The organism is Burkholderia lata (assembly GCF_902499335.1).
Lineage (GTDB): Bacteria > Pseudomonadota > Gammaproteobacteria > Burkholderiales > Burkholderiaceae > Burkholderia > Burkholderia lata_B.
This window is the reverse complement of sequence record NZ_CABVQK010000010.1, coordinates 157,580-180,453: the sequence shown is the minus strand read 5'-3', so window position 1 is coordinate 180,453 and position 22,874 is coordinate 157,580. Positions and strand designations below refer to the sequence as shown.

Annotated in this window: 18 protein-coding genes and 1 pseudogene; 11 read left to right on the top strand and 8 right to left on the bottom strand. The window is 67.2% G+C overall.

From position 1 onward, the window contains the following. The first annotated feature begins 360 nt into the window (after nt 1–360). From aroG to BCO18175_RS25135, 3 genes are all read left to right on the top strand, one after another. The gene (gene aroG, locus BCO18175_RS25145) at nt 361–1,434 is read left to right on the top strand and encodes a 3-deoxy-7-phosphoheptulonate synthase AroG (protein WP_046544980.1); all 1,074 of its coding nucleotides are present in this window, start codon (nt 361–363) and stop codon (nt 1,432–1,434) included. Nucleotides 1,435–1,557: 123 nt separating this feature from the next. Continuing rightward, on the top strand, nt 1,558–1,827 hold the full coding sequence (locus BCO18175_RS25140; RefSeq protein ID WP_174985153.1) for a type II toxin-antitoxin system Phd/YefM family antitoxin: 270 nt from the start codon (nt 1,558–1,560) through the stop codon (nt 1,825–1,827). Continuing rightward, entirely contained in the window at nt 1,824–2,213 is a 390-nt protein-coding gene (locus BCO18175_RS25135) for a type II toxin-antitoxin system VapC family toxin (RefSeq protein ID WP_011351011.1), read from the top strand. Before BCO18175_RS25140 ends, BCO18175_RS25135 begins: the two co-directional genes overlap by 4 nt. A 71-nt stretch (nt 2,214–2,284) precedes the next feature. On the opposite strand, the gene hmpA is transcribed toward BCO18175_RS25135, so the two are convergent. After that, nucleotides 2,285–3,493, bottom strand: coding sequence for an NO-inducible flavohemoprotein (hmpA, locus tag BCO18175_RS25130; protein WP_174985151.1), 1,209 nt, complete (start codon nt 3,491–3,493; stop codon nt 2,285–2,287). Between the two features lie 92 nt (nt 3,494–3,585). Further along, complete coding sequence (locus BCO18175_RS25125; RefSeq protein WP_048022312.1) at nt 3,586–4,137, bottom strand: cob(I)yrinic acid a,c-diamide adenosyltransferase; 552 nt, start codon at nt 4,135–4,137, stop codon at nt 3,586–3,588. Between BCO18175_RS25125 and BCO18175_RS25120 the strand changes: the two are divergent. The 6 genes and pseudogenes from BCO18175_RS25120 to proC all read left to right on the top strand — a co-directional run bounded on the left by BCO18175_RS25120 (nt 4,061) and on the right by proC (nt 11,738). Further along, a pseudogene (locus tag BCO18175_RS25120) lies at nt 4,061–5,720 on the top strand (FAD-binding oxidoreductase). The gene BCO18175_RS25125 and the pseudogene BCO18175_RS25120 overlap by 77 nt on opposite strands. 41 nt (nt 5,721–5,761) lie before the next feature. Next, on the top strand, nt 5,762–7,255 hold the full coding sequence (locus BCO18175_RS25115; RefSeq protein WP_174985145.1) for an FAD-linked oxidase C-terminal domain-containing protein: 1,494 nt from the start codon (nt 5,762–5,764) through the stop codon (nt 7,253–7,255). Between the two features lie 183 nt (nt 7,256–7,438). Next, entirely contained in the window at nt 7,439–8,527 is a 1,089-nt protein-coding gene (gene glcE / locus BCO18175_RS25110; RefSeq protein WP_174985142.1) for a glycolate oxidase subunit GlcE, read from the top strand. A 290-nt stretch (nt 8,528–8,817) separates the two neighbouring features. Next, entirely contained in the window at nt 8,818–10,044 is a 1,227-nt protein-coding gene (gene glcF, locus BCO18175_RS25105) for a glycolate oxidase subunit GlcF (RefSeq protein ID WP_174913420.1), read from the top strand. Between the two features lie 131 nt (nt 10,045–10,175). Then, the gene (locus tag BCO18175_RS25100) at nt 10,176–10,874 is read left to right on the top strand and encodes a YggS family pyridoxal phosphate-dependent enzyme (protein WP_174913530.1); all 699 of its coding nucleotides are present in this window, start codon (nt 10,176–10,178) and stop codon (nt 10,872–10,874) included. A gap of 51 nt (nt 10,875–10,925) precedes the next feature. Next, nucleotides 10,926–11,738, top strand: coding sequence for a pyrroline-5-carboxylate reductase (gene proC / locus BCO18175_RS25095; RefSeq protein ID WP_174985139.1), 813 nt, complete (start codon nt 10,926–10,928; stop codon nt 11,736–11,738). A 146-nt stretch (nt 11,739–11,884) separates the two neighbouring features. Here the strand turns inward: proC and ubiA are convergent, their stop codons facing one another. The 6 genes from ubiA to recG form a co-directional block, all read right to left on the bottom strand. Further along, a complete protein-coding gene (gene ubiA, locus BCO18175_RS25090) occupies nt 11,885–12,748 on the bottom strand; it encodes a 4-hydroxybenzoate octaprenyltransferase (RefSeq protein WP_174985137.1) in 864 nt (287 codons plus the stop codon). Between the two features lie 253 nt (nt 12,749–13,001). Further along, nucleotides 13,002–13,490 carry a non-specific DNA-binding protein DpsA gene (gene dpsA / locus BCO18175_RS25085; RefSeq protein WP_174985134.1) on the bottom strand — a complete coding sequence of 163 codons (489 nt, stop codon included), beginning with the start codon at nt 13,488–13,490 and terminating at the stop codon, nt 13,002–13,004. Between the two features lie 120 nt (nt 13,491–13,610). Continuing rightward, nucleotides 13,611–13,751, bottom strand: coding sequence for a hypothetical protein (locus BCO18175_RS25080; RefSeq protein WP_174985131.1), 141 nt, complete (start codon nt 13,749–13,751; stop codon nt 13,611–13,613). Between the two features lie 102 nt (nt 13,752–13,853). After that, complete coding sequence (gene katG / locus BCO18175_RS25075) at nt 13,854–16,040, bottom strand: catalase/peroxidase HPI (protein ID WP_174985128.1); 2,187 nt, start codon at nt 16,038–16,040, stop codon at nt 13,854–13,856. A 642-nt stretch (nt 16,041–16,682) separates the two neighbouring features. Further along, nucleotides 16,683–17,642: a LysR substrate-binding domain-containing protein gene (locus BCO18175_RS25070; protein ID WP_174985125.1), complete on the bottom strand. Its 960-nt coding sequence runs from the start codon at nt 17,640–17,642 to the stop codon at nt 16,683–16,685. Between the two features lie 125 nt (nt 17,643–17,767). Beyond that, entirely contained in the window at nt 17,768–20,122 is a 2,355-nt protein-coding gene (gene recG / locus BCO18175_RS25065) for an ATP-dependent DNA helicase RecG (RefSeq protein ID WP_174985122.1), read from the bottom strand. A 167-nt stretch (nt 20,123–20,289) separates the two neighbouring features. On the opposite strand from recG, the gene queA reads away from it, so the two are divergent. Together queA and tgt are read left to right on the top strand one after the other, a co-directional pair. Further along, on the top strand, nt 20,290–21,360 hold the full coding sequence (gene queA / locus BCO18175_RS25060; RefSeq protein ID WP_174985119.1) for a tRNA preQ1(34) S-adenosylmethionine ribosyltransferase-isomerase QueA: 1,071 nt from the start codon (nt 20,290–20,292) through the stop codon (nt 21,358–21,360). Between the two features lie 161 nt (nt 21,361–21,521). Further along, nucleotides 21,522–22,709, top strand: coding sequence for a tRNA guanosine(34) transglycosylase Tgt (gene tgt / locus BCO18175_RS25055; protein ID WP_174985116.1), 1,188 nt, complete (start codon nt 21,522–21,524; stop codon nt 22,707–22,709). Nucleotides 22,710–22,874: the final 165 nt, after the last annotated feature.

Here is a 22,874-nt window from a genome sequence, read left to right as displayed (position 1 = left end):
CCGGCGACGGGGTATAAATTCCGAATCATCTTTTTTGACGAACCGAATCTCCGTCATGTCCGCCAAGTTTTATTTTTACTTTTTTTGGTATCTCAGACCGCTGGCGGATCGAGAGGGTTGATGGCGCGTAAAGCGCAACCGAAATTCCCGAAAAAACCGCCGGCGAACCCGGCGGTTTTTTTTCGCCCTTCGCCACCCGGTCACCGTCGCAGCGGTCCCGCGGCCCCGACCGAAACCACTGAATCACTTGAATTGATGAATCTGCCGCACGCGAAGTAATTGGTCGGCGCCCACAACAGCTTTGCATGGGACCGGAGCAAGTGCTGAAGCACTTACTCCGGTCGACAAAGGAGAAACAGCATGCCCCCGCACAACACCGACGACGTCCGCATTCGCGAACTCAAGGAACTGACGCCGCCCGCCCACCTGATCCGCGAATTCGCGTGCTCCGAAGCCGCGTCCGAGCTGATCTACAACTCGCGCCAGTCGATGCACCGCATCCTGCACGGGATGGACGACCGGCTGATCGTCGTGGTCGGGCCGTGCTCGATCCACGACACGAAGGCGGCGATCGAGTACGCGGGCCGGCTGGTGAAGGAGCGCGAGCGCTTCAAGGGCGAACTGGAAATCGTGATGCGCGTGTACTTCGAGAAGCCGCGCACGACGGTCGGCTGGAAGGGGCTCATCAACGATCCGCACCTCGACAACAGCTTCAAGATCAATGAAGGGCTGCGCACCGCGCGCGAGCTGCTGCTGCAGATCAACGAAATGGGGCTGCCGGCCGCGACCGAATACCTCGACATGATCAGCCCGCAATACATCGCCGACCTGATCTCGTGGGGCGCGATCGGCGCACGCACGACGGAATCGCAGGTGCACCGCGAACTCGCGTCGGGGCTGTCGTGCCCGGTCGGCTTCAAGAACGGCACCGACGGCAACGTGAAGATCGCGGTCGACGCGATCAAGGCCGCCTCGCAGCCGCACCATTTCCTGTCGGTGACGAAGGGCGGCCATTCGGCGATCGTGTCGACGGCGGGCAACGAGGACTGCCACGTGATCCTGCGCGGCGGCAAGGCGCCGAACTACGACGCGGACAGCGTGAACGCAGCATGCGCGGACATCGGCAAGGCCGGCCTCGCCGCGCGCCTGATGATCGACGCGAGCCACGCGAACAGTTCGAAGAAGCACGAGAACCAGATCCCCGTCTGTGCCGACATCGGCCGCCAGATCGCGGCCGGCGACGCTCGCATCGTCGGCGTGATGATCGAGTCGCATCTCGTCGAGGGGCGCCAGGACCTGAAGGAAGGCTGCGAACTGACCTACGGCCAGAGCATCACCGATGCGTGCATCGCATGGGACGACAGCGTGAAGGTGCTCGAAGGCCTCGCGGAATCGGTGAAGGCGCGCCGCGTCACGCGCGGTAGCGGCAACTGACGGACGCAAACAGGCTGGCCGCATGACCCCGCCTGGCGGCGGGTTGGCCATGCGGCCAGCGTGCGGCCGTCGTTTCGCTCTGCTAGACTAGCTAACATTGCCTAGCTAATCACGGGAGCGATCATGCCGACCGTCAACATGCACGATGCCAAGTCGCGGCTCTCAAGCCTCGTCGAAGCGCTCGAATTGGGACGCGAATCCGAAGTCGTGATCGCCCGAAACGGACATCCGGTTGCGCGGATCGTTCCTTACGCGGCGCCGAAGCGGATCGGCGCAGCTCGTCAGTTGCTTGCCGGGCTGAACATCCCCACCACCGTCGAGGCCTTCAATGCCGGCGACGAATCGATCTCCGCCGACTTCGACGCCAGTTCGGAACGGGGACTCGCGCCGTGAAGCTGCTGCTCGATACGCACATCGCGCTATGGGCGGCCGAAGGCGCGCCTCAACTGTCAGCGACCGCGGCCGCGTTGATCGAGCATCCCGAAAACACGCTGTACGTGAGCGCCGCGTCCATCTGGGAAATTGCGATCAAATACCGCAAAGGCAATCTGCCCGTTCATCCGCGCGATGCACGCTCGGCGTTCCGGCTCGCAGGTTTTGCGGAGTTGCCGATCAGCAGCGATCACGTCGAAGGTGTCGCCGCGTTGCCCGATTTTCCGGACCATGCCGATCCGTTCGACCGCGTGATGGTTGCGCAGGCACTCCATGAAGGCATGCCGCTCGTCAGCGCCGATCCGAAAGTGTGGCGCTATCACGCGACGCTGATGCTGCGCGCCTGACGCATGCACGCAACAAAAAAGCCCGGCTCGCGCCGGGCTTTTTCATTGGCCGGAGACTTTCCGCCAGTGCATCACTCGAGCGCGCCCGAACCGAAGATTTCGGTATTCACGCGCTCCGGCGCGACGCCGAGCGCGACGAGCGCGTCACGCTGCGCCTTCATGAACCCGATCGGGCCGCAGATGTAGTAGTCGGCGTCCGGCACCAGCGCGTATTGCTGCACGCGTTCCGGCGTGAGGCGCCCTTCCAGGTCGTAGTCGATGCCGGCGCGATCGTTCGGGCCGACCAGTTCGTACACCACCGTGCGCTTGACGTTCGCGTGGTCGCGCACCGTATCGTTCAGCCAGTCGCGGAACGCGTGCACCGCGCCCGAGCGGCACGCATGGACGAACCGCACTTCGCGCTTGCTGCCCTCGGCGATCAGCGTCGACGCCATCGACAGCATCGGCGTGATGCCGACGCCGCCGGAGATCAGCACGACCGGCGTCTCGACCCCACGCTTCAGCGAGAATTCGCCCATCGGCGCGGTCACCTCGACGATCGCGCCCTCTTCCACGCCGTCGTGCATCAGCGTCGACACCTTGCCGGCCGGAATGACTTCCGGCTTGCCGGCTTCACGCTTCACCGAGATGCGCAGCCACTTGCCGTGCGGCGCGTCGGACAGGCTGTACTGGCGCGGCTGGTCGACGCCGAGGTCGCCGACGAAGCGCTTCACCGTGATGTACTGGCCGGGCTCGAACGTCGGCGCCGCGCCGCCGTCGGCCGGGGTCAGGTAGAACGACGTGATCTCGTCGCTTTCGCGGACCTTGCGCTCGACCTTGAACGGACGGAACCCGCTCCACGCGGCGCCCGCATACAGGTCGGCCTCGACGCCGATCAGGATCTGCGCAAGCTGGCCGTACGCGACGCGCCACGCCTCGAGCGTGTCGGCATCGACCGCGTCGCCCAGCACTTCGACGATCGACGCGAGCAGGTTCTCGCCGACGATCGGGTAATGCTCGGGGCGGATGTTCAGGCTCGCGTGCTTGTGCGCGATCTTGGTCACGGCGCCGCCCAGCGCGCCGAGATTGTCGATGTTCGCCGCATACGCGTAGACGGCCTTCGCGAGCGTTTCCGGCTGGCTGCCCGTCTTCTGGTGCGTCTGGTTGAACAGGTTCTTCAGTTCCGGATGCCGCGCGAACATGCGCTGGTAGAAGTGCTTCGTGATCGTCGCGCCGTGCACGGCGAGGACAGGGGCAGTGGCCTTCACGCGAGCCATCTGGTCAGCGGTGATGTGGGTCATGTTCGTTCTCCGTTAAACATGCACATACAATACATCTTTAAAAATCGATGCCCCCCGGGCAAATTGTCGCAGTGCGCCAAAGGGGCAAATCGTCAGCGGACGCGGCCGCGCTCCCACAACACATCCGAGCCGCCGTCGGTGCGGTTCAGCACGCGCGCCAGCACGAACAACAGGTCCGACAGCCGGTTCACGTAGCGCCGCGGCGCATCATTGAGCGTCTCGGTGCGCCCGAGCGCGACGATCGAGCGCTCCGCGCGGCGGCAGACAGTCCGGCACACGTGTGCGAGCGACGCCGCGCGCGAGCCGGCCGGCAGGATGAATTCCTTCAGCGGCGGCAGCGTCGCGTTGTAGTCGGCGAGCCAGCGGTCGAGACGCGCGAGATGCGTGTCGTCGAGCACGGTATGGCCTGGAATGCACAATTCGCCGCCGAGATCGAACAGGTCGTGCTGGATCGTCACGAGCGCCGTGCGGATATCGTCCGGCAGCGTTTCGGCGAGCAGCACGCCGAGGTTCGAGTTCAGTTCGTCGACGTCGCCGATCGCGGCGATCCGCGTGTCGTCCTTGCCGATGCGCCGGCCGTCGCCGAGGCCGGTGGTGCCATCGTCGCCCGTGCGCGTGGCGATCTTGCTCAAGCGGTTGCCCATGCGAATGTCCTCTCGTGCGCGGCCGCGAGGCGGCCCGGTTGCGTTCGAACGCGATTATCGCAGCCCGCGGTGGCAGGCGCAGCGGGCGTTACAGCGTAGAATGGGCCGAAACCCTGCAGCACGGGAGCCGGGCCGGCGTCAACGCGCTCACCCGGATCGACAAGGAGACGTACGTGAATCACCCTGCCCCGCCGGCCGCCACGCGCCGCCCCCTTCCCCCCGCCATGCTCGATGCGCTGCGCGCCACCTTCGGCGAACGCGTGTCGACCGCCGACGCCGTCCGCGAGCACCACGGCCGCGACGAATCGCCGTTCGACCCGCAACTGCCCGACGCCGTCGTGTTCGCGCACAGCGCGGACGACGTGCGCGAAGTCGTGTCGCTGTGCTCGTTGTACAGCGTCCCGCTGATCCCTTACGGCGCCGGCTCGTCGCTCGAAGGCCACCTGCTCGCGGTGCGCGGTGGCGTATCGCTCGACCTGTCGGAAATGAACCGCGTGCTGTCGATCAACGCCGAAGACCTGACCGTGACGGTCGAGCCGGGCATCACGCGCAAGGCGCTCAACGAAGCGCTGCGCGACACCGGCCTGTTCTTCCCGATTGACCCGGGCGCCGACGCGAGCATCGGCGGGATGACCGCAACGCGCGCGTCGGGCACCAACGCCGTGCGCTACGGCACGATGCGCGAGAACGTGCTGGGCCTGACCGCCGTGCTCGCCGACGGCCGCGTGGTGAAAACCGGCTCGCGCGCCCGCAAGTCGTCGGCCGGCTACGACCTCACGCGCCTGTTCGTCGGCTCCGAAGGCACGCTCGGCGTGATCACCGAAATCACGCTGCGCCTGCATCCGCTGCCCGAAGCCGTATCCGCCGCGATCTGCACGTTCCCGTCGATGGGCGACGCGGTGCGCACCGTGATCGAGACGATCCAGATCGGCGTGCCGATCGCGCGCGTCGAATTCGTCGACGCGCTCGCCGTACGCTCGATCAACCGCCATTCGAACCTGACGCTCACCGAAGCGCCGACGCTGTTCTTCGAATTCCACGGCACCGAGGCCGGCGTGAAGGAACAGGCCGAGCTCGTGCAGGCGCTCGCCGGCCAGAACAACGGCCAGGGCTTCGAATGGGCAACCCGCCCCGAAGACCGCAGCCGGCTCTGGGCCGCCCGCCACAACGCGTATTTCGCGATGCTGCAGTTGAAACCCGGCTGCCGCGCGGTGACGACCGACGTGTGCGTGCCGATCTCGCAGCTCGCCGCGTGTGTCGAGGAAACCGAGGTCGACCTTCGCGCGTCGTCGCTGCCCTGCCCGATCGTCGGCCACGTCGGCGACGGCAATTTCCACGTCGCGATCCTGATCGACCCCGACAAGCCCGAGGAAATCGCCGAAGCCGAGCACATCAACGACCGGATCGTCGAGCGCGCGCTGCGCCTCGGCGGCACCTGCACGGGCGAGCACGGCGTCGGGCTGCACAAGATGCGCTTCCTGCCGAAGGAGCACGGCGACAACGCGATCGATACGATGCGGGCGATCAAGCTCGCGCTCGACCCGCGCAACCTGATGAATCCGGGCAAGATTTTCACGTGCTGACACGGCGGCGCGACGCCGCGCCGCCTGCTGCAGGAGACCCAATGAACGCTCCAGTCGAACTGTCGAGCGCGGCACGCGCGCAGCGCCAGCGCGAAGTCGTGCAGGCGCTGATGGCCGTGCTGCCGACGCACTGCCTGCTGTACCGCGACGAAGACACCGCGCCGTACGAATGCGACGGCCTGTCCGCGTACCGCCGCCTGCCGCTCGCGGTCGCGCTGCCCGAAACGGAATCGCAGGTGCAGCGGATCGTGCAGATCTGCCGCCGCATGGAGGTGCCGATCGTGCCGCGCGGCGCGGGCACGAGCCTGTCGGGCGGCGCGTTGCCGATCGCGCTCGGCGTCGTGCTGTCGCTTGCGCGCTTCACGCGCATCGTCGAAGTCGATCCCTACGCGCGCACGGCGACCGTGCAGCCCGGCGTGCGCAATCTCGCGATCTCGGAGGCCGCCGCGCCGTACGGCCTGTATTACGCGCCCGATCCGTCGTCGCAGATCGCGTGCACGATCGGCGGCAACGTCGCGGAAAATTCCGGCGGCGTCCACTGCCTGAAATACGGGCTGACCGTGCACAACGTGATGCGCGTGCGCGCGGTGACGATCGACGGCGAGATCGTCGAGTTCGGCTCGCTCGCCCTCGACATGCCGGGCCTCGACCTGCTTGCGGTGATGATCGGCAGCGAAGGGATGTTCGCGATCGTCACCGAGGTCACGGTGAAGCTGATCCCGAAGCCGCAAACGGCCCAGCTCGTGATGGCGAGCTTCGACGACGTCATCAAGGGCGGCGAGGCCGTCGCGGCGATCATCGCGTCGGGCATCATTCCGGCCGGGCTCGAGATGATGGACAAGCCGGCCACGCAGGCCGTCGAGTCCTTCACGCATGCCGGCTACGACCTCGACGCGAAGGCGATCCTGCTGTGCGAATCGGACGGCACGCCGGAAGAAGTCGCGGAAGAGATCGTGCGGATGACGGCCGTGCTGCGCGAACACGGCGCGACCCGCATCCAGGTCTCGCGCAACGAGAGCGAGCGGCTGCGCTACTGGTCGGGCCGCAAGAACGCGTTCCCGGCCGCCGGCCGTATTTCGCCCGACTATTACTGCATGGACGGCACCGTGCCGCGCCGCGCGATCGGCCCGCTGCTCGCGCGCATCGAGCAGCTCGAAACGCGCTACGGGCTGCGCTGCATCAACGTGTTCCATGCCGGCGACGGCAACATGCATCCGCTGATCCTCTACAACGCGAACGATCCGGACGAGCTGCACCGCGCCGAGCAGTTCGGCGCGGAAATCCTCGAATGCTGCGTGGAATTCGGCGGCAGCGTGACGGGCGAACACGGCGTCGGCATCGAAAAGCTCAATTCGATGTGCGTACAGTTCTCGCCGCAGGAGCGCGATGCATTCTTCGCGGTCAAGCGCGCGTTCGATCCGGCGGGGCTGCTGAACCCGGACAAGGGCATCCCGACCCGCGCGCGCTGCGCCGAATACGGTCGCCAGCACGTGCGCGGCGGACTGCTGCCGCACCCGGACCTGCCGCGCTTCTGAGCATCGCGCGTGGTGCGCGGTCCGCGCCGGCAGCCGTCCGGGCGGCCCGCCGTGCCCGCGCGGCCCGTTTGCGCCGCGGCGCGGGCGAGCGGTCTGCAATACCGGGCTTAGGGATAGTCGCGATGTGGAATCGCGCCACCCCGGTACAATCGACCGAACAACAAGTCGAGGCAGCAACAGAACATGGAAGAGGACGACATCGTCTCCGGATGGGCCGAACGCGTCCGCGCAGCCAGCGCCGACGGCCGGCCGCTGCGGATTCGCGGCGGGGGCACCAAGGACTGGTACGGCCAGGCGCTCGAGGGCGAAATACTCGATACCCGCGGGTTTCAGGGTGTCGTGTCGTACGACCCGGCCGAACTCGTCGTCACGGTCCGCGCGGGCACGCCGCTCGCGCAGCTTGAAACCGTCCTCGCCGAGTGCGGCCAGATGCTGCCGTTCGAGCCGCCGCACTTCGGCCGCGCGGCCACCGTCGGAGGCTGCGTCGCGGCCGGCCTCGCGGGGCCTCGGCGCGCCACCTGCGGCGCGCCGCGCGATTTCGTGCTCGGCGTCACGCTGATGAACGGCCGCGGCGAAATGCTGCGCTTCGGCGGGCAGGTCGTGAAGAACGTCGCCGGCTACGACGTGTCGCGGCTGATGGCCGGCGCGCTCGGCACGCTCGGGCTGATGCTCGACCTGTCGATCAAGGTGCTGCCGATGCCCGTCGCCGAAGTCACGCTGAAGTTCGAGATGACCGCGACCGATGCAGTGCGCAAGCTCAACGAATGGGGCGGCCATCCGCTGCCCGTCAGCGCGAGCGGCTGGCGCAACGGCACGCTCGTGCTGCGCCTGTCGGGTGCCGAAGCGGCCGTGAAATCCGCGAAAACGCTGCTCGGCGGCGAAGTCGTCGACGCGGTCGAGGCCGAGCGCTTCTGGGCCGGCCTGCGCGAGCATACCGACCCGTTCTTCAACGGCATCCCGCCCGGCTATGCGCTGTGGCGCCTCGCGCTGCCGTCGATCACCGAACCGATGCACCTGCCCGGCACCCAGCTGATGGAATGGGGTGGCGCGCAGCGCTGGTGGATCACCGACGCCGATGCGCAGACCGTGCGGATGAGCGCGAAGCAGGCCGGCGGCCACGCGACGCTGTTCCGCGCGGGCGACGCGTACGACCGCAGCGCGGGCGTGTTCACGCCGCTCCCCGCCCCGATGATGAAAATCCACCGCGGGCTGAAGGCCGCGTTCGATCCCGCGCGCATCTTCAACCGCGGCCGGCTCTACCCTGATCTTTAGGGTCTGTTTACATATGGAACGCACATGCGAATACCCGAAATCGCCCGCAGGGCAAGAAGTGAGGAGCGCCGTTTGGCCGAGCCAAACAAGCGACGAGCGACGCCGCCATACGGGCGATTTCGGGCATTCCCGTGACATGGGTTTTTTAATTTGGGGTTGCCACGAGAACGGCCGCTCGCCGCGTTGCGCTCCTTGCGAATACGTCAGTATTCGCGGCGTCGCGCGCCTCGCGAGCGGCCGTTCTCGTGGCAACGCATGCGCGTTCCATATGTAAACAGACCCTAAGCTCGATGCAAACGAACCTCGCCGATTTCATCCGCAATACGCCCGACGGCGACGAGGCCGACGCGATATTGCGCAAGTGCGTGCATTGCGGGTTCTGTACCGCGACCTGCCCGACCTACCAGTTGCTCGGCGACGAACTCGACGGCCCGCGCGGCCGTATCTACCTGATCAAGCAGATGGTCGAAGGGGCGCCCGTCACGCGCAGCACGCAGCAGCACCTCGACCGCTGCCTCACGTGCCGCAGCTGCGAGACGACCTGCCCGTCCGGCGTCCAGTACGGCCGGCTCGTCGAGATCGGCCGCAAGCACGTCGAGGCGCAGGTGCAGCGCCCCGTGCAGCAGCGCCTCGTGCGCCGCCTGCTCGCGAGCTTCGTGCCGAACGCCGCGCTGTTCTCGCCGGTGATGCGGCTCGGCCAGCACGTGCGTCCGCTGCTGCCGAAGCGGCTGCGCGACAAGGTGCCGCCGCGCACGCGGCTGCTCGAATGGCCGCACCACACCCATACGCGCAAGATGCTGATGCTCGGCGGCTGCGTGCAGCCGTCGATGCTGCCGAACATCAACATCGCGACCGCGCGCGTGCTGGACGCGCTCGGCATCGAGACGATCGTCGCGCCCGATGCAGGCTGCTGCGGCGCGATCCGACTGCACCTGAATTACCACGACGAAGCGCTCGACGACGCGCGCCGCAACATCGACGCGTGGTGGCCCCATGTCGAACAGGGTGTGGAGGCGATCGTGATGAATGCGTCGGGCTGCGGCGCGACGGTGCTCGAATACGCACACCTGCTGCGCGACGACCCGGCCTACGCGGAGAAGGCGCAGCGCATCGTGTCGCTCACGCGCGACATCTCCGACGTGCTGCTCGCGTTCGAGGCCGAGCTCGCGACGCTCGCGCGGCGCCGCGCGATCCATACGGTCGCGTACCACCCGCCGTGCACGCTGCAGCACGGCCAGCAGTCGCGCGGCAAGGTCGAGCGCCTGCTCGAGACGCTCGGCATCGACGTGCGACTGCCGGCCGACAGCCATCTGTGCTGCGGGTCGGCCGGCACCTATTCGCTGACACAGCCGTCGCTGTCGTACCGGTTGCGCAAGCAGAAGCTGCTGAAGCTGCAGGCGCTCGAGCCGCAGATGATTGTCTCCGGCAACATCGGCTGCATCGCGCACCTGCAGAGCGGCACGCAGATTCCGGTCGCCCACTGGATCCAGCTCGTCGAGCATCTGCTGTACGGCTAGGGCCCGTTCATGCGAATGACGGATGGACGCTGGGCCTCGCGCGCGGCGTCCGTATAATGGGCGGATCGATGCGTCGCGTGCCGCGGCGCATCCGCTACATGCCTGCTTCCGTGCCTGCTTTCGTGCCCGTCATGTCCGATCTCGCCGCCCGCCTCGAATCCGTTCATCGCCGCATCGCCGACGCCGCCCGCGCGGCCGGCCGCGATCCCGCCACCGTGTCGCTGCTTGCCGTCTCGAAGACGTTTCCCGCCGATGACGTGCGCGCCGCGCATGCGGCCGGGCAGCGGGCATTCGGCGAGAACTACGTGCAGGAATCGATCGACAAGATCGACGCGCTCGCCGACCTGCGTGCAAACCTCGAATGGCATTTCATCGGGCCGCTGCAATCGAACAAGACGCGCCCGGTTGCCGAGCGCTTCGACTGGGTTCATTCGGTCGACCGGCTGAAGATCGCGCAGCGCCTGTCGGAACAGCGCCCCGCGCACCTGCCGCCGCTCAACGTGTGCGTGCAGGTGAACATCAGCGGCGAGGCGTCGAAGAGCGGCGTCGCGCCGGCCGACGTGGCCGAGGTCGCGCGTGCGGTCGCCGCGCTGCCGTCGCTGCGGCTGCGCGGCCTGATGGCGATTCCCGAACCGGCCGGCGACACCGAAGCGCAACGCGCGCCGCATCGTGCGCTGCGCGCACTGTTCGACACGTTGCGCGCCGATGGCCTGCCGCTCGACACGTTGTCGATGGGCATGTCCGCCGATCTCGACGCGGCCGTGCTCGAAGGCGCGACGATCGTGCGCGTCGGCACTGCGATCTTCGGCGCGCGCGATTACTCGCACTGAGCGCCGCGCCCTTTCCGCCCTACCGTTCACTCACTTGCTCAATCGGACATCATGAAAATCGCATTCATCGGCGGCGGCAACATGGCCGCGGCCCTGATCGGCGGCCTGATCAAGCGCGGCGTTGCCGCTGACGGCCTGTATGCCATCGACGTCAACGAAGAGGTGCGTGCGCGCGCCGCCCAGCAGTTCGGCGTGCGCACCGGCGCAGCCATCGACGCGACGCTCGCCGACTACGACGCGATCGTGCTCGCGGTGAAGCCCCAGGTGCTGAAGGACGTCGCGCAGGCGCTCGCGCCGCACCTGAAGACGCAGCTCGTGATCAGCATCGCGGCCGGCATCCGCGGCAGCGACCTCGCGCGCTGGCTCGGCGACTACGCACGTGTCGTGCGCACGATGCCGAACACGCCTGCGCTCGTCGGCATGGGCGTGACGGGCCTCGCCGCGCTGCCGGGCGTCGACGCGGCGGGACGCGAACTCGCGTCGAACGTGCTCGGCGCGGTCGGCGAGATCGTATGGTTCGACGACGAATCGAAGCTCGACGCTGTCACCGCGATCTCGGGCAGCGGCCCGGCCTACGTGTTCTATTTCATCGAAGCGCTGCAGGAAGCCGCGCGCCAGCTCGGCATGAACGACGAACAGGGCCGCGCGCTCGCGGTCGCGACGTTCACGGGCGCCGCGCAACTCGCCGCGCAATCGGGCGAGCCGGCGAGCGTGCTGCGCGAGCGCGTGACGTCGAAGGGCGGCACGACGGCTGCCGCGCTCGCGTCGTTCGACGCGCAAGGCGTGAAGGATGCGATCGTGCGCGGTGCACTCGCGGCCGAAGCGCGCGCGAAGGAAATGGGCGACGAGCTCGGCCGCGCGTAAGCGCATCCGCGGTGCCGGCTCGGCGCTCAGTGCGCCGCACGGGCCGCCTCTCCTTTACCGTGCTCGACCAACAAAAAAAGCGGCCCAGGCCGCTTTTTTGTTGCCGCGTTCCGCACGACATGACGCCGGCGGACAGATCAGGAAACTCAGCTCCCTGCCAGCAGGTAATGCACGGCGATGCCTGCAAACAGCACGCCGCCGAGCCAGTTGTTGTGCCGGAACGCCGCGAAGCACGGCATCCGCTCACGGTCCTTGATCAGCGTGTAGTGATACAGCGCGCAGCCGACCGCCGCCGCCCAGCCGGCCCAGTATGCGAGGCCGAAGCCGAGCGTCACGCCGATCCACACGTAGATGCCGAGCGTCACCGCGTAGCACAGCATGACGGCCGCGACGTCGAAGCGGCCGAACGTCAGCGCGGACGTGCGGATGCCGATCTTGATGTCGTCGTCGCGATCGACCATCGCGTATTCGGTGTCGTACGCGACCGACCAGAAAATGTTCGCGACCAGCATCACCCACGCGATCGTCGGCACCGTGTCCTGCACGGCCGCGAACGCCATCGGGATGCCGAAGCCGAACGCGATGCCCAGATAGGCCTGCGGAATCGCGAAGAAGCGCTTCATGAACGGATACGAGCCCGCGACGAACAGCGCGACGACGGACAACTCCTTCGTCAGCGTGTTGAGCGGCAGGATCAGCAGGAACGAGATGAATGCGAGCCCGACCGCGATCGCGATGGCTTCCCACGCGCGGATCTTGCCCGACGTCAGCGGCCGGTCGGCCGTGCGCTTCACGTGGCGGTCGAAGTCGCGGTCCGCATAGTCGTTCATCGCGCAGCCGGCCGAGCGCATCAGCAGCGTGCCGAGCGAGAAGATCACGAGCAGCGGCCAGCGCGGATGGCCGTCGGACGCGATCCACAGCGCGTTGAGCGTCGGCCACAGCAGCAGCAGGCTGCCGATCGGCTTGTCCATCCGGACGAGTCGAAGATACAGGGGAAAGCGGGCAAGCATGGCGAAGCACCGGGAAGATAACCCCGGCATTTTAGAGCCGAGCGGTGCTTCGCGTCATGTCGGCGCGGCCCATGGCCGGTCGCGGCCGGACGCCAGCGCGCTGCGAGCGCCCGCTGCACATGGCCGAGCCGGGCGGCACGTCAATCAAGGGACAGAGCCGTTGCACCGGCCCGGGCTCGGCCCGATGCGCGCGGATCAATCAGGGCCGGAGCGGCGTGCGCGGGCTTCCGCCAGCCTGCCGCGCGTTGCGCACCTACGCGAGCAACGACCGCAGCATCCACGCGGTCTTTTCATGAACTTGCAGGCGCTGCGTCAGCAGATCCGCGGTCGGCTCGTCGCTCGCCGCATCGGCAAGCGGGAAGATCGCGCGCGCGGTACGCACGACGGCCTCGTGCCCTTCGACGAGCTGGCGGATCATGTCTTCCGCCGCCGGCACGCCGTTCGCTTCCGGCACCGACGACAGTTTCGCGAAATCGCCGAAGGTCCCCGGCGCGACGACGCCGAGCGTACGAATGCGTTCGGCAACCGAATCGACCGCGAGCCACAGTTCGTTGTACTGCGCCTCGAACATCAGGTGCAGCGTGTTGAACATCGGGCCCGTGACGTTCCAGTGGAAATTGTGGGTCTTCAGGTACAGCGTGAACGTATCGGCGAGCAGGCGCGACAGGCCTTCCGCGATCTTCTTGCGGTCCTTGTCGCTGATGCCGATGTTGATCTGGGCGGCATGAGTCTTCCCGGCCATGTTACGGACTCCTTATTCAATGAACCCGAGCAATGAAAGCGAATCGGGCTACCTGCCTATTGATACCGCACTACCTGCATACACGTCTCGCCACTACGCGTGGCGCGTGAAACGCCGCGCTCAGGCGGCCGCGATCGCGTGCAGCGCCTGCGACACGAGTTCGGCCGCACCGCCGATGACGATGGCGGATCCGACAACGTATCGCGCGACCTCGGCCGGCGTCGCCAGTGCAGCGCGCATGTTCTGCATCATTTGCGTCATGATCGTCACTCCTTCAACAAAACTCAGGGTCAGGAAGAAACGGCCGGTCGGGCGACCGGCCGTTTCCCGTTACGGCATCACCGCACTACTGCACGGTGACGCTTACGCGAGGTCGAAGCGGTCGAGGTTCATCACCTTGTTCCAGGCCGCAACGAAATCGCGCGCGAACTTCTCCTTCGCATCCGCGCTGCCGTACACCTCGGCCAACGCACGCAGCTGCGCATGCGAACCGAAGATCAGGTCGACGCGCGAGCCGGTCCACTTGACCTGGCCCGTCGCACGATCGCGCCCTTCGAACACGTCGTTCGCGGCCGACACCGGCTTCCATTCCGTGCCCATGTCGAGCAGGTTCACGAAGAAGTCGTTCGTCAGCGCTTCCGGACGGTCGGTGAACACGCCCTGCTTCGCATCGCCGGCGTTCGCACCGAGCACGCGCAGGCCACCGACGAGCACCGTCATCTCGGGCGCGCTCAGCGTCAGCAGTTGCGCCTTGTCGACCAGCAGCGCCTCGGCCGGCGTCTTGTACGCGTGCTTCAGGAAGTTGCGGAAGCCATCTGCAACCGGCTCGAGCACGGCCATCGCTTCGATGTCGGTCTCTTCCTGCGACGCATCCGCACGGCCCGGCGCGAACGGCACCGTCACCGCGACGCCCGCGTTCTTCGCTGCCTGCTCGACGCCGGCCGCACCGGCCAGCACGATCAGGTCGGCGAGCGACACTTTCTTGCCGCCCGTCTGCGCGTCGTTGAACGCCTTCTGCACGCCTTCGAGCGTCGCGAGCACCTTCGCGAGTTCAGCCGGACGGTTCACTTCCCAGTCCTTCTGCGGCGCCAGGCGGATACGCGCACCGTTCGCGCCGCCGCGCTTGTCCGAACCGCGGAACGTCGCAGCCGACGCCCATGCGGTCGACACGAGCTGCGACACCGACAGGCCCGACGCGAGCACCTTCGCCTTCAGCGCCGCGACGTCGGCGTCGTCGATCAATTTGTGGTCGACGGCCGGAATCGGGTCCTGCCACAGCAGATGCTCGGCCGGCACGTCCGGGCCGAGATAGCGGGCACGCGGGCCCATGTCGCGGTGCGTGAGCTTGAACCAGGCGCGTGCGAACGCGTCGGCGAACTCGGCCGGGTTGTCGTGGAAGCAGCGCGAAATCTTCTCGTAGGCCGGATCGAAACGCAGCGACAGGTCGGTCGTCAGCATCGTCGGGCGATGCTTCTTCGACGCGTCGAATGCATCCGGAATCACGTCGCCGGCGTCCTTCGCGACCCACTGGTGCGCGCCGGCCGGGCTCTTCGTGAGCTCCCACTCGTAGCTGAACAGGTGCTTGAAGAAGTCGTTGCTCCACTGCGTCGGCGTCGACGTCCACGTGACTTCCAGGCCGCTCGTGATGGCATCCTTGCCCTTGCCCGTGCCGAACGTGCTCTTCCAGCCGAGACCCTGCTGCTCGAGGCCTGCAGCTTCCGGCTCGGCGCCGACGTTCGAGGCCGGACCGGCGCCGTGCGTCTTGCCGAACGTGTGGCCGCCCGCGATCAGCGCGACCGTCTCTTCGTCGTTCATCGCCATGCGTGCGAACGTCTCGCGGATGTCATGCGCGGCGGCGACCGGGTCGGGGTTGCCGTCCGGGCCTTCCGGGTTCACGTAGATGAGGCCCATCTGCACCGCGGCGAGCGGGCTTTCGAGGTCGCGCTTGCCCGAGTAGCGGCTGTTCGGGCCGCCGCTCAGTTCCAGCCAGATCTTTTCCGAACCCCAGTAGACGTCGTCCGGTTCCCACGTATCGACGCGGCCGCCGGCATAGCCGAAGGTCTTGAAGCCCATCGATTCGAGCGCGACGTTGCCGGTCAGGATCAGCAGGTCGGCCCACGAGATGTTGCGGCCGTACTTCTGCTTGATCGGCCACACCAGCCGGCGCGCCTTGTCGAGGCTGACGTTGTCCGGCCAGCTGTTGAGCGGCGCAAAGCGCTGCTGCCCGCCGCCCGCGCCGCCGCGGCCGTCGGCCGTACGGTACGTGCCGGCGCTGTGCCAGGCCATGCGGATGAACAGGCCGCCATAGTGGCCGAAGTCGGCCGGCCACCAGTCCTGCGACGTCGTCATCAGCGCGTGCAGGTCCTTCTTCACCGCCTCAAGGTCCAGCTTCTTGAACGCTTCGGCGTAGTCGAAATCCTTGTCCATCGGATCGGACAGCGCCGAATGCCGGTGCAGGATGTTCAGGTTAAGCTGATTCGGCCACCAGTCCTTGTTCGTCGTGCCGCCACCAGCGGTGTGGTTGAACGGGCACTTCGTTTCGTTCGACATGCGATTTCTCCTTGGCTTGCTCGTATGACTCCATCCGTTTGCTCCGGCGGCATGCCGGGCGCGGTCGGTGGAGTGTCATTGCGGGGATGGGAAACGGAACAGGTTGGTCCTCCTGTCGTGCTACGGGATGTCGTGCGTGGCCTGTGACGCGCGCGCCCGCAGCGATGTACCGCAGGCGGGACGCTCGGGGAACCGGCTGCCGGCAGGCGTCGTGCCGGCGCTGCGGGCGATATTCCAGCTTTCGGACATGCGATGCTCCCTCATGGCTTGACGGCGGGTGAATCGGGGGAACACTGAACCGGCGCGCGGCGGCGTTCAGCCACCATACACACGGTCCGCCAGATACGCGAACGCAATCGGACGCAGGCTGCGAACCGCCGCCCTGGCGCGATGTACGACCGCGTCGCGCGACGGGATGTTCCGCTGCGCTTGCTGCAATACCGACCGCATCATGACATCCTCCTTTGGCGCTTGCATTCAACGTGCTGACCAGCCGTCGACACGACGCCGATCCATGTAGAGGATTCTATCTATAACTATCGTTTATTTGAATTTGATAAATTTTATATATGCGATAGAGAAAAATAAACGGGGTCGCAAGACCCCGTTCATCGTGCTGCCACACGCGCATGCGCGGCGTGCTCAGTTCATCGTCGCCGGCATGTCGAGCTTCGCGACGCCCGGCAGGTCGCACGCGGCAATCGCGTCGCTGATCGCGTCGATCGCGGGCATCCGGGTGAAGCTTTTGCGCCACACGAGCACCACGCGGCGGTCGGGCACCGGCTCGTTGAACGGCACGTACGACAGCAGTTCGGCGTCAGGGCCGTTCGCGCGCGGGCCGATCTCGGCGACCGACATCCGCGGCAGCACCGTGATGCCGACGCCGCTCGCGACCATGTGGCGGATCGTCTCGAGCGACGAGCCCTCGAAGGTCTTCTGGATGCCGTCGGCGGTCTGCGAGAAGCGCATCAGTTCCGGGCACACGCCGAGCACGTGATCGCGGAAGCAGTGGCCGTTGCCGAGCAGCAGCATGGTTTCCTGCTTGAGATCCTCGGCGTCGATTTCCTCGCGCTTCTCCCACGGATGGCCGGCCGGCAGCGCGACGACGAACGGTTCGTCGTACAGCGGGCGCACCATCAGGCCGGTTTCCGGAAACGGCAGCGCCATAATCGCGGCGTCGATCTCGCCCTGCTTCAGCAGTTCGAGCAGCTTCAGCGTGTAGTTTTCCTGCAGCATCAGCGGCATCTGCGGGACACGCTGGATCATCTGCTTGACGAGCGTCGGCAGCAGGTAGGGCCCGATCGTGTAGATCACGCCGAGGCGGAACGGGCCGACCAGCGGATCCTTGCCCTGCTTCGCGATCTCCTTGATCGCAAAGGTCTGCTCGAGCACGCGCTGCGCCTGCGTGACGATCTGGTCACCGATCGGCGTCACGCTCACTTCGCTCGCGCCGCGTTCGAAAATCTGCACGTTGAGCTCGTCTTCGAGCTTCTTGATCGCCACCGACAGCGTCGGCTGGCTCACGAAGCATGCTTCGGCCGCGCGGCCGAAATGCCGTTCGCGCGCGACCGCGACGATGTATTTCAATTCAGTCAGCGTCATTGTGGGTCAATCAGAGATATACAGGCGATAGGTTTAATTTATACACCCTGTGGCACCGGTTCGCCAAGTTTCTCTGCATCGGAATGCTTCAAACGGCGGTTTCAAATCCGGCCCCGACCCGCGGATCAGGCCTTCAGATACTGCTCCCGCGCGCCGAGCCAGCGCGCGAGATGCTGCGTGACGATCTCGGGATACGCGGCAATCAGCCGCGTCGCGGCTTCGCGGGCCGGATCGATCAGCCAGCCGTCGGTCTCGAGGTTCGCAAAGCGCAGCATCGCCGCGCCCGACTGGCGTGCGCCGAGGAATTCACCGGGGCCGCGGATCTCGAGGTCGCGCCGTGCGATCTCGAAGCCGTCGGTCGTCTCGCGCATCGTCTTCAGCCGCTCGCGGCCCGTGAGCGACAGCGGCCCCGTGTACAGCAGCACGCACACCGACGCCGCGGTGCCGCGCCCGACCCGGCCGCGCAGCTGGTGCAGCTGCGCGAGGCCGAAGCGCTCCGCGTGCTCGATCACCATCAGCGACGCGTTCGGCACGTCGACGCCGACCTCGATCACGGTCGTCGCGACGAGCAGCTGCACGTCGTTGCGCGTGAACGCTTCCATCACGGCCGCCTTGTCGGCCGGCGACAGCCGCCCGTGCACGAGCCCGACCTTCAGCTCCGGGAGCGTGGTGGCCAGTGTCTCGTACGTCTCGACGGCCGTCTGCAGCTGCAGCGTCTCGCTCTCCTCGATCAGCGGGCACACCCAGTACACCTGGCGCCCGGTCAACGCGGCCTCGCGTACGCGGGCGATCACCTCCTCGCGCCGCGCATCGCCGACGAGGCGCGTCAGCACGGGCGTGCGGCCCGGCGGCAACTCGTCGATCGTCGAGACTTCGAGATCCGCGTAGTACGTCATCGCGAGCGTGCGCGGAATCGGCGTGGCCGACATCATCAGCTGGTGCGGCTGGAAGTCGCGCGCGCCGTTGGCCGCGTTCGCGGCCTTTGCACGCAGCGCGAGCCGCTGCTCGACGCCGAAGCGGTGCTGTTCGTCGACGATCACGAGGCCGAGCCGCGCGAATTCGACCGTGTCCTGGATGATCGCGTGCGTACCGATCACGAGCTGCGCGGTGCCGAGCGCGGCCGCCTCGATCGCCGCGCGCTTCTCCTTCGCCTTCAGGCTGCCCGCGAGCCACGCGACCGTGACGCCGAGCGGCTCGAGCCACGCGCGCAGCTTGCGCGCGTGCTGTTCCGCGAGGATTTCCGTGGGCGCCATCAGCGCGGCCTGGTAGCCGGCGTCGATCGCCTGCGTGGCGGCCAGTGCCGCGACGACCGTCTTGCCGCTGCCGACGTCGCCCTGCAGCAGGCGCTGCATCGGGTGCGCGAGCGTCAGGTCGTTCGCGATTTCGTCGACGACGCGCGCCTGCGCGCCCGTCAGCGTGAACGGCAGTGCCGCATAGAGCCGCGTCGTCAGCGCACCGGCATCGCTCGCGGCGTGGCGCGGCATCGCGGGCGCCGCGCGCGTGCGGCGCTCCTCGTGCGCGCGCTTGAGCGACAGCTGCTGCGCGAGCAGCTCCTCGAACTTGATGCGCGTCCACGCCGGATGCGAGCCGTCCATCAACGCGGCTTCGTCGGAATCGATGCGCGGGTGGTGCAGGATGCGCACGGCCTGCTCGAGCGTCGGCACGTCGAGCGGCAACAGGTAGTCGCGCTGGATCTCGGGCGGCAGCAGCTCGGGCAGCGGCGTGCGCTCGACCGCGTTCTCGATCGCCTTGCGCAGATAGGCCTGCGACACGCCGGCCGTGCTCGGATAGACGGGCGTGAGCACCTGCGGCAGCGGCGCATCGGCTTCGACGACGCGCACCGCCGGATGCACCATCTCCATCCCGAAGAAGCCGCCACGCACGTCGCCGCGCACGCGCAGGCGCTGGCCGACGGCCATCTGCTTGACCTGCGAGCCGTAGAAATTCAGGAAGCGCAGCACGAGGTGCTCGCCGTCGTCGTCCTGGATCTTCACGACCAGCTGGCGGCGCGGCCGGTATGCGACCTCGTTGTCGAACACGACGCCTTCGGCCTGCGCGATGCCGCCAGGCAGCAGCTCGCCGATCGGCGTGAGCGTGGTTTCGTCCTCGTAGCGCATCGGCAGATGCAGCACCAGATCGATCGAGCGCGTGAGGCCGAGCTTCGCGAGCTTGTCGACGGTCTTCACGGGCTTGTCGGCGGCCGGCTTCTTCTTACGCTTCGCGCCGGCCGCGCCCGCTGCGTCGCTCGCCGCGGCGCCGTCGACATCGACATCGACATCGACATCGGCATCGGGCGCGGCGGCGGCCGGCTGCGCGAGCCTGCCGTCGGCACCACGCTTCGGGCCGGCACGGCGCGGCACGGCGCGCTCGGCGGAACCACGCTCACCCGCGCTTTGCGCGGGCGGCGCGACATCCTCCGCGTCGAACGGATCGGCGGAATCGGCAACGGCGGCGGGGGAACGGCGTGGTGACACAGGCATCGGATCGTCTGGGTGCTTCGCAAGGCAAGTACAATAGCGGCTTTCACGTCGTCCGAACGAACGACGCCGGCCAGGCCGCGCATCCCGTCATCATAGCGGCTCGCGCGCCCCATTTACGCGTTTCCGCCCTGCCGGCGACGCCCGCCGGCCGCTTCGAACCAGCCCGCATGTTCACGCTTTCCGATTTCGATTTCAATCTGCCGCCCGAGCTGATTGCACAAACCGCGCTGCCCGATCGCACCGCGAGCCGCCTGCTCGAGGTCGACGGCACCGTCGCGCCCGCGCGCCTGGTCGACCGCCATTTCACCGAGCTGCCGTCGTGCATCGCGGCCGGCGACCTGCTCGTCTTCAACGATACCAAGGTGCTGAAGGCGCGTTTCTTCGGCCAGAAGGCCAGCGGCGGCAAGATCGAGGTGCTGATCGAGCGCGTGACGGGCACGCACACGGCGCTCGCGCAGATCCGCGCGAGCAAGTCGCCGGGCGCCGGCACGACGCTGCGGCTCGCCGATGCGTTCGACGTGACCGTCGGCGAGCGCGTCGACCCGTTCTTCACGCTGAACTTCCCCGAGCCGTGCCTCGACCTGATCGAGCGGTACGGCCGCCTGCCGCTGCCGCCCTATATCGAGCACGATCCGGACGCGACCGACGAGACGCGCTACCAGACCGTCTACGCGAGCAACCCGGGCGCGGTTGCAGCGCCGACGGCCGGTCTGCATTTCGACCAGCCGATGCTCGACCGGCTCGACGCGATGGGTGTCGAGCGCGCGACGCTGACGCTGCACGTCGGCGCCGGCACGTTCCAGCCGGTGCGCGTCGACAACATCGCCGAGCACAAGATGCACAGCGAGTGGTATGACCTGCCGCAGTCGCTCGTCGACAAGATCGCCGCGACCCGTGCGCGCGGCGGCAACGTGATCGCCGTCGGCACGACGTCGATGCGCGCGCTCGAAGCCGCCGCGCGCGCGGCCGACGAAGCGGGCCGCCCGCTCGCGGCCACGCAGGCCGAGACCGACATCTTCATCACGCCCGGCTATCGTTTCCGCGTGGTCGACCGGCTCGTCACGAACTTCCACCTGCCGAAGTCGACGCTGCTGATGCTCGTGTCCGCGTTCGCGGGTGTCGAGACGATCCGCGCCGCGTACCGGCACGCGATCGAGCAACGCTACCGCTTCTTCAGCTACGGCGATGCGATGCTGCTCACGCGGCGCGACGCGCCGGAGACGGCCGACGCCGTATAAGCGACGCACGTGCCGCGCACCGCAAGAAATTGCCGTGCGCGGTGACGCCCTGCCCACTGCGCGCTACGATGGCGCGCACCCGCTTTTTCACCGCCGCCGGTCTTCCGGCGGCGTTTCCAACATGCGCCGGACTGTTTTCCGGTAGCGAGGAGAATGACGCGATGACCGAAGGTTCATCCCACGATACGCACGCCCCCGTGCAGGACCGCCCGGCGAACGGGCTCGAATTCGAACTGCTGACGACCGACGGCCATGCGCGCCGCGGCCGCGTGAAGCTCAACCACGGCGTGGTCGAGACGCCGATCTTCATGCCGGTCGGCACGTACGGCACCGTAAAGGCGATCCAGCCGCGCGAGCTGCACGAGATCAAGGCCCAGATCATCCTCGGCAACACGTTCCACCTGTGGCTGCGCCCGGGCCTCGACACGATCGACGCGCACGGCGGCCTGCACGGCTTCATGGGTTGGAACAAGCCGATCCTCACCGACTCGGGCGGCTTCCAGGTGTTCTCGCTCGGCGACCTGCGCAAGATCACCGAGGACGGCGTCACGTTCGCGTCGCCGATCAACGGCGACAAGCTGTTCCTGTCGCCGGAAGTGTCGATGCAGATCCAGAAGGTGCTGAACTCCGACGTCGTGATGCAGTTCGACGAGTGCACGCCGTATGCGACCAACGGCGTGCCGACCACGCACAAGGAAGCGGCCGACTCGATGCGCATGTCGATGCGCTGGGCGAAGCGCTCGCTCGACGAGTTCAACCGGCTCGGCAACCCGAACGCGCTGTTCGGGATCGTCCAGGGCGGGATGTTCGAGGACCTGCGCGACGAATCGCTCGCGGGCCTCGCGGAACTCGGCTTCCACGGCCTCGCGATCGGCGGGCTGTCGGTCGGCGAGCCGAAGGAAGACATGATGCGCGTGCTGCGCCACGTGGGCCCGAAGCTGCCCGCCAACAAGCCGCACTACCTGATGGGCGTGGGCACGCCGGAAGACCTGGTCGAGGGCGTCGCGAACGGCATCGACATGTTCGACTGCGTGATGCCGACCCGCAACGCGCGCAACGGCTGGCTGTTCACGCGCTTCGGCGACGTGAAGATCCGCAACGCGACGCACAAGAACTCGCTGAAGCCGCTCGACGCGAGCTGCACGTGCTACACGTGCCAGAACTTCTCGCGCGGCTACCTGCATCACCTGCACCGCGTGGGCGAGATCCTCGGCGCGCAGCTGAACACGATCCACAACCTGCACTACTACTTGCAGCTGATGAGCGAGATCCGCGAAGCGATCGAGACCCACACGTTCGACGCGTTCCGCCAGCGCTTCGCGGAGGATCGGGCCAGAGGGGTCGACTGACGGACGGGCCGCCCGCACTGCGGCCCGTCACATGGGACGTGTACTAAATAACGCGTCCCAACTGTCGAACCCGACCGCCAAATATTACAATTACCTTTCCAAACAAGTCGCAACGGTACCGGTTCGCGCTTTAACAGCTTGATCCGAAAGCGCATTTGCCGATCC

What these genes read in the sequence shown, in the direction of transcription:
- aroG (WP_046544980.1), top strand. Translation starts at nt 361, where the DNA reads ATGCCCCCGCACAACACCGACGACGTCCGCATTCGCGAACTCAAGGAA.
- BCO18175_RS25140 (WP_174985153.1), top strand. Translation starts at nt 1,558, where the DNA reads ATGCCGACCGTCAACATGCACGATGCCAAGTCGCGGCTCTCAAGCCTC.
- hmpA (WP_174985151.1), bottom strand. Translation starts at nt 3,493, where the DNA reads ATGACCCACATCACCGCTGACCAGATGGCTCGCGTGAAGGCCACTGCC.
- BCO18175_RS25125 (WP_048022312.1), bottom strand. Translation starts at nt 4,137, where the DNA reads ATGGGCAACCGCTTGAGCAAGATCGCCACGCGCACGGGCGACGATGGC.
- BCO18175_RS25115 (WP_174985145.1), top strand. Translation starts at nt 5,762, where the DNA reads ATGAACGCTCCAGTCGAACTGTCGAGCGCGGCACGCGCGCAGCGCCAG.
- glcE (WP_174985142.1), top strand. Translation starts at nt 7,439, where the DNA reads ATGGAAGAGGACGACATCGTCTCCGGATGGGCCGAACGCGTCCGCGCA.
- glcF (WP_174913420.1), top strand. Translation starts at nt 8,818, where the DNA reads ATGCAAACGAACCTCGCCGATTTCATCCGCAATACGCCCGACGGCGAC.
- BCO18175_RS25100 (WP_174913530.1), top strand. Translation starts at nt 10,176, where the DNA reads ATGTCCGATCTCGCCGCCCGCCTCGAATCCGTTCATCGCCGCATCGCC.
- proC (WP_174985139.1), top strand. Translation starts at nt 10,926, where the DNA reads ATGAAAATCGCATTCATCGGCGGCGGCAACATGGCCGCGGCCCTGATC.
- ubiA (WP_174985137.1), bottom strand. Translation starts at nt 12,748, where the DNA reads ATGCTTGCCCGCTTTCCCCTGTATCTTCGACTCGTCCGGATGGACAAG.
- dpsA (WP_174985134.1), bottom strand. Translation starts at nt 13,490, where the DNA reads ATGGCCGGGAAGACTCATGCCGCCCAGATCAACATCGGCATCAGCGAC.
- BCO18175_RS25080 (WP_174985131.1), bottom strand. Translation starts at nt 13,751, where the DNA reads ATGACGCAAATGATGCAGAACATGCGCGCTGCACTGGCGACGCCGGCC.
- katG (WP_174985128.1), bottom strand. Translation starts at nt 16,040, where the DNA reads ATGTCGAACGAAACGAAGTGCCCGTTCAACCACACCGCTGGTGGCGGC.
- BCO18175_RS25070 (WP_174985125.1), bottom strand. Translation starts at nt 17,642, where the DNA reads ATGACGCTGACTGAATTGAAATACATCGTCGCGGTCGCGCGCGAACGG.
- recG (WP_174985122.1), bottom strand. Translation starts at nt 20,122, where the DNA reads ATGCCTGTGTCACCACGCCGTTCCCCCGCCGCCGTTGCCGATTCCGCC.
- queA (WP_174985119.1), top strand. Translation starts at nt 20,290, where the DNA reads ATGTTCACGCTTTCCGATTTCGATTTCAATCTGCCGCCCGAGCTGATT.
- tgt (WP_174985116.1), top strand. Translation starts at nt 21,522, where the DNA reads ATGACCGAAGGTTCATCCCACGATACGCACGCCCCCGTGCAGGACCGC.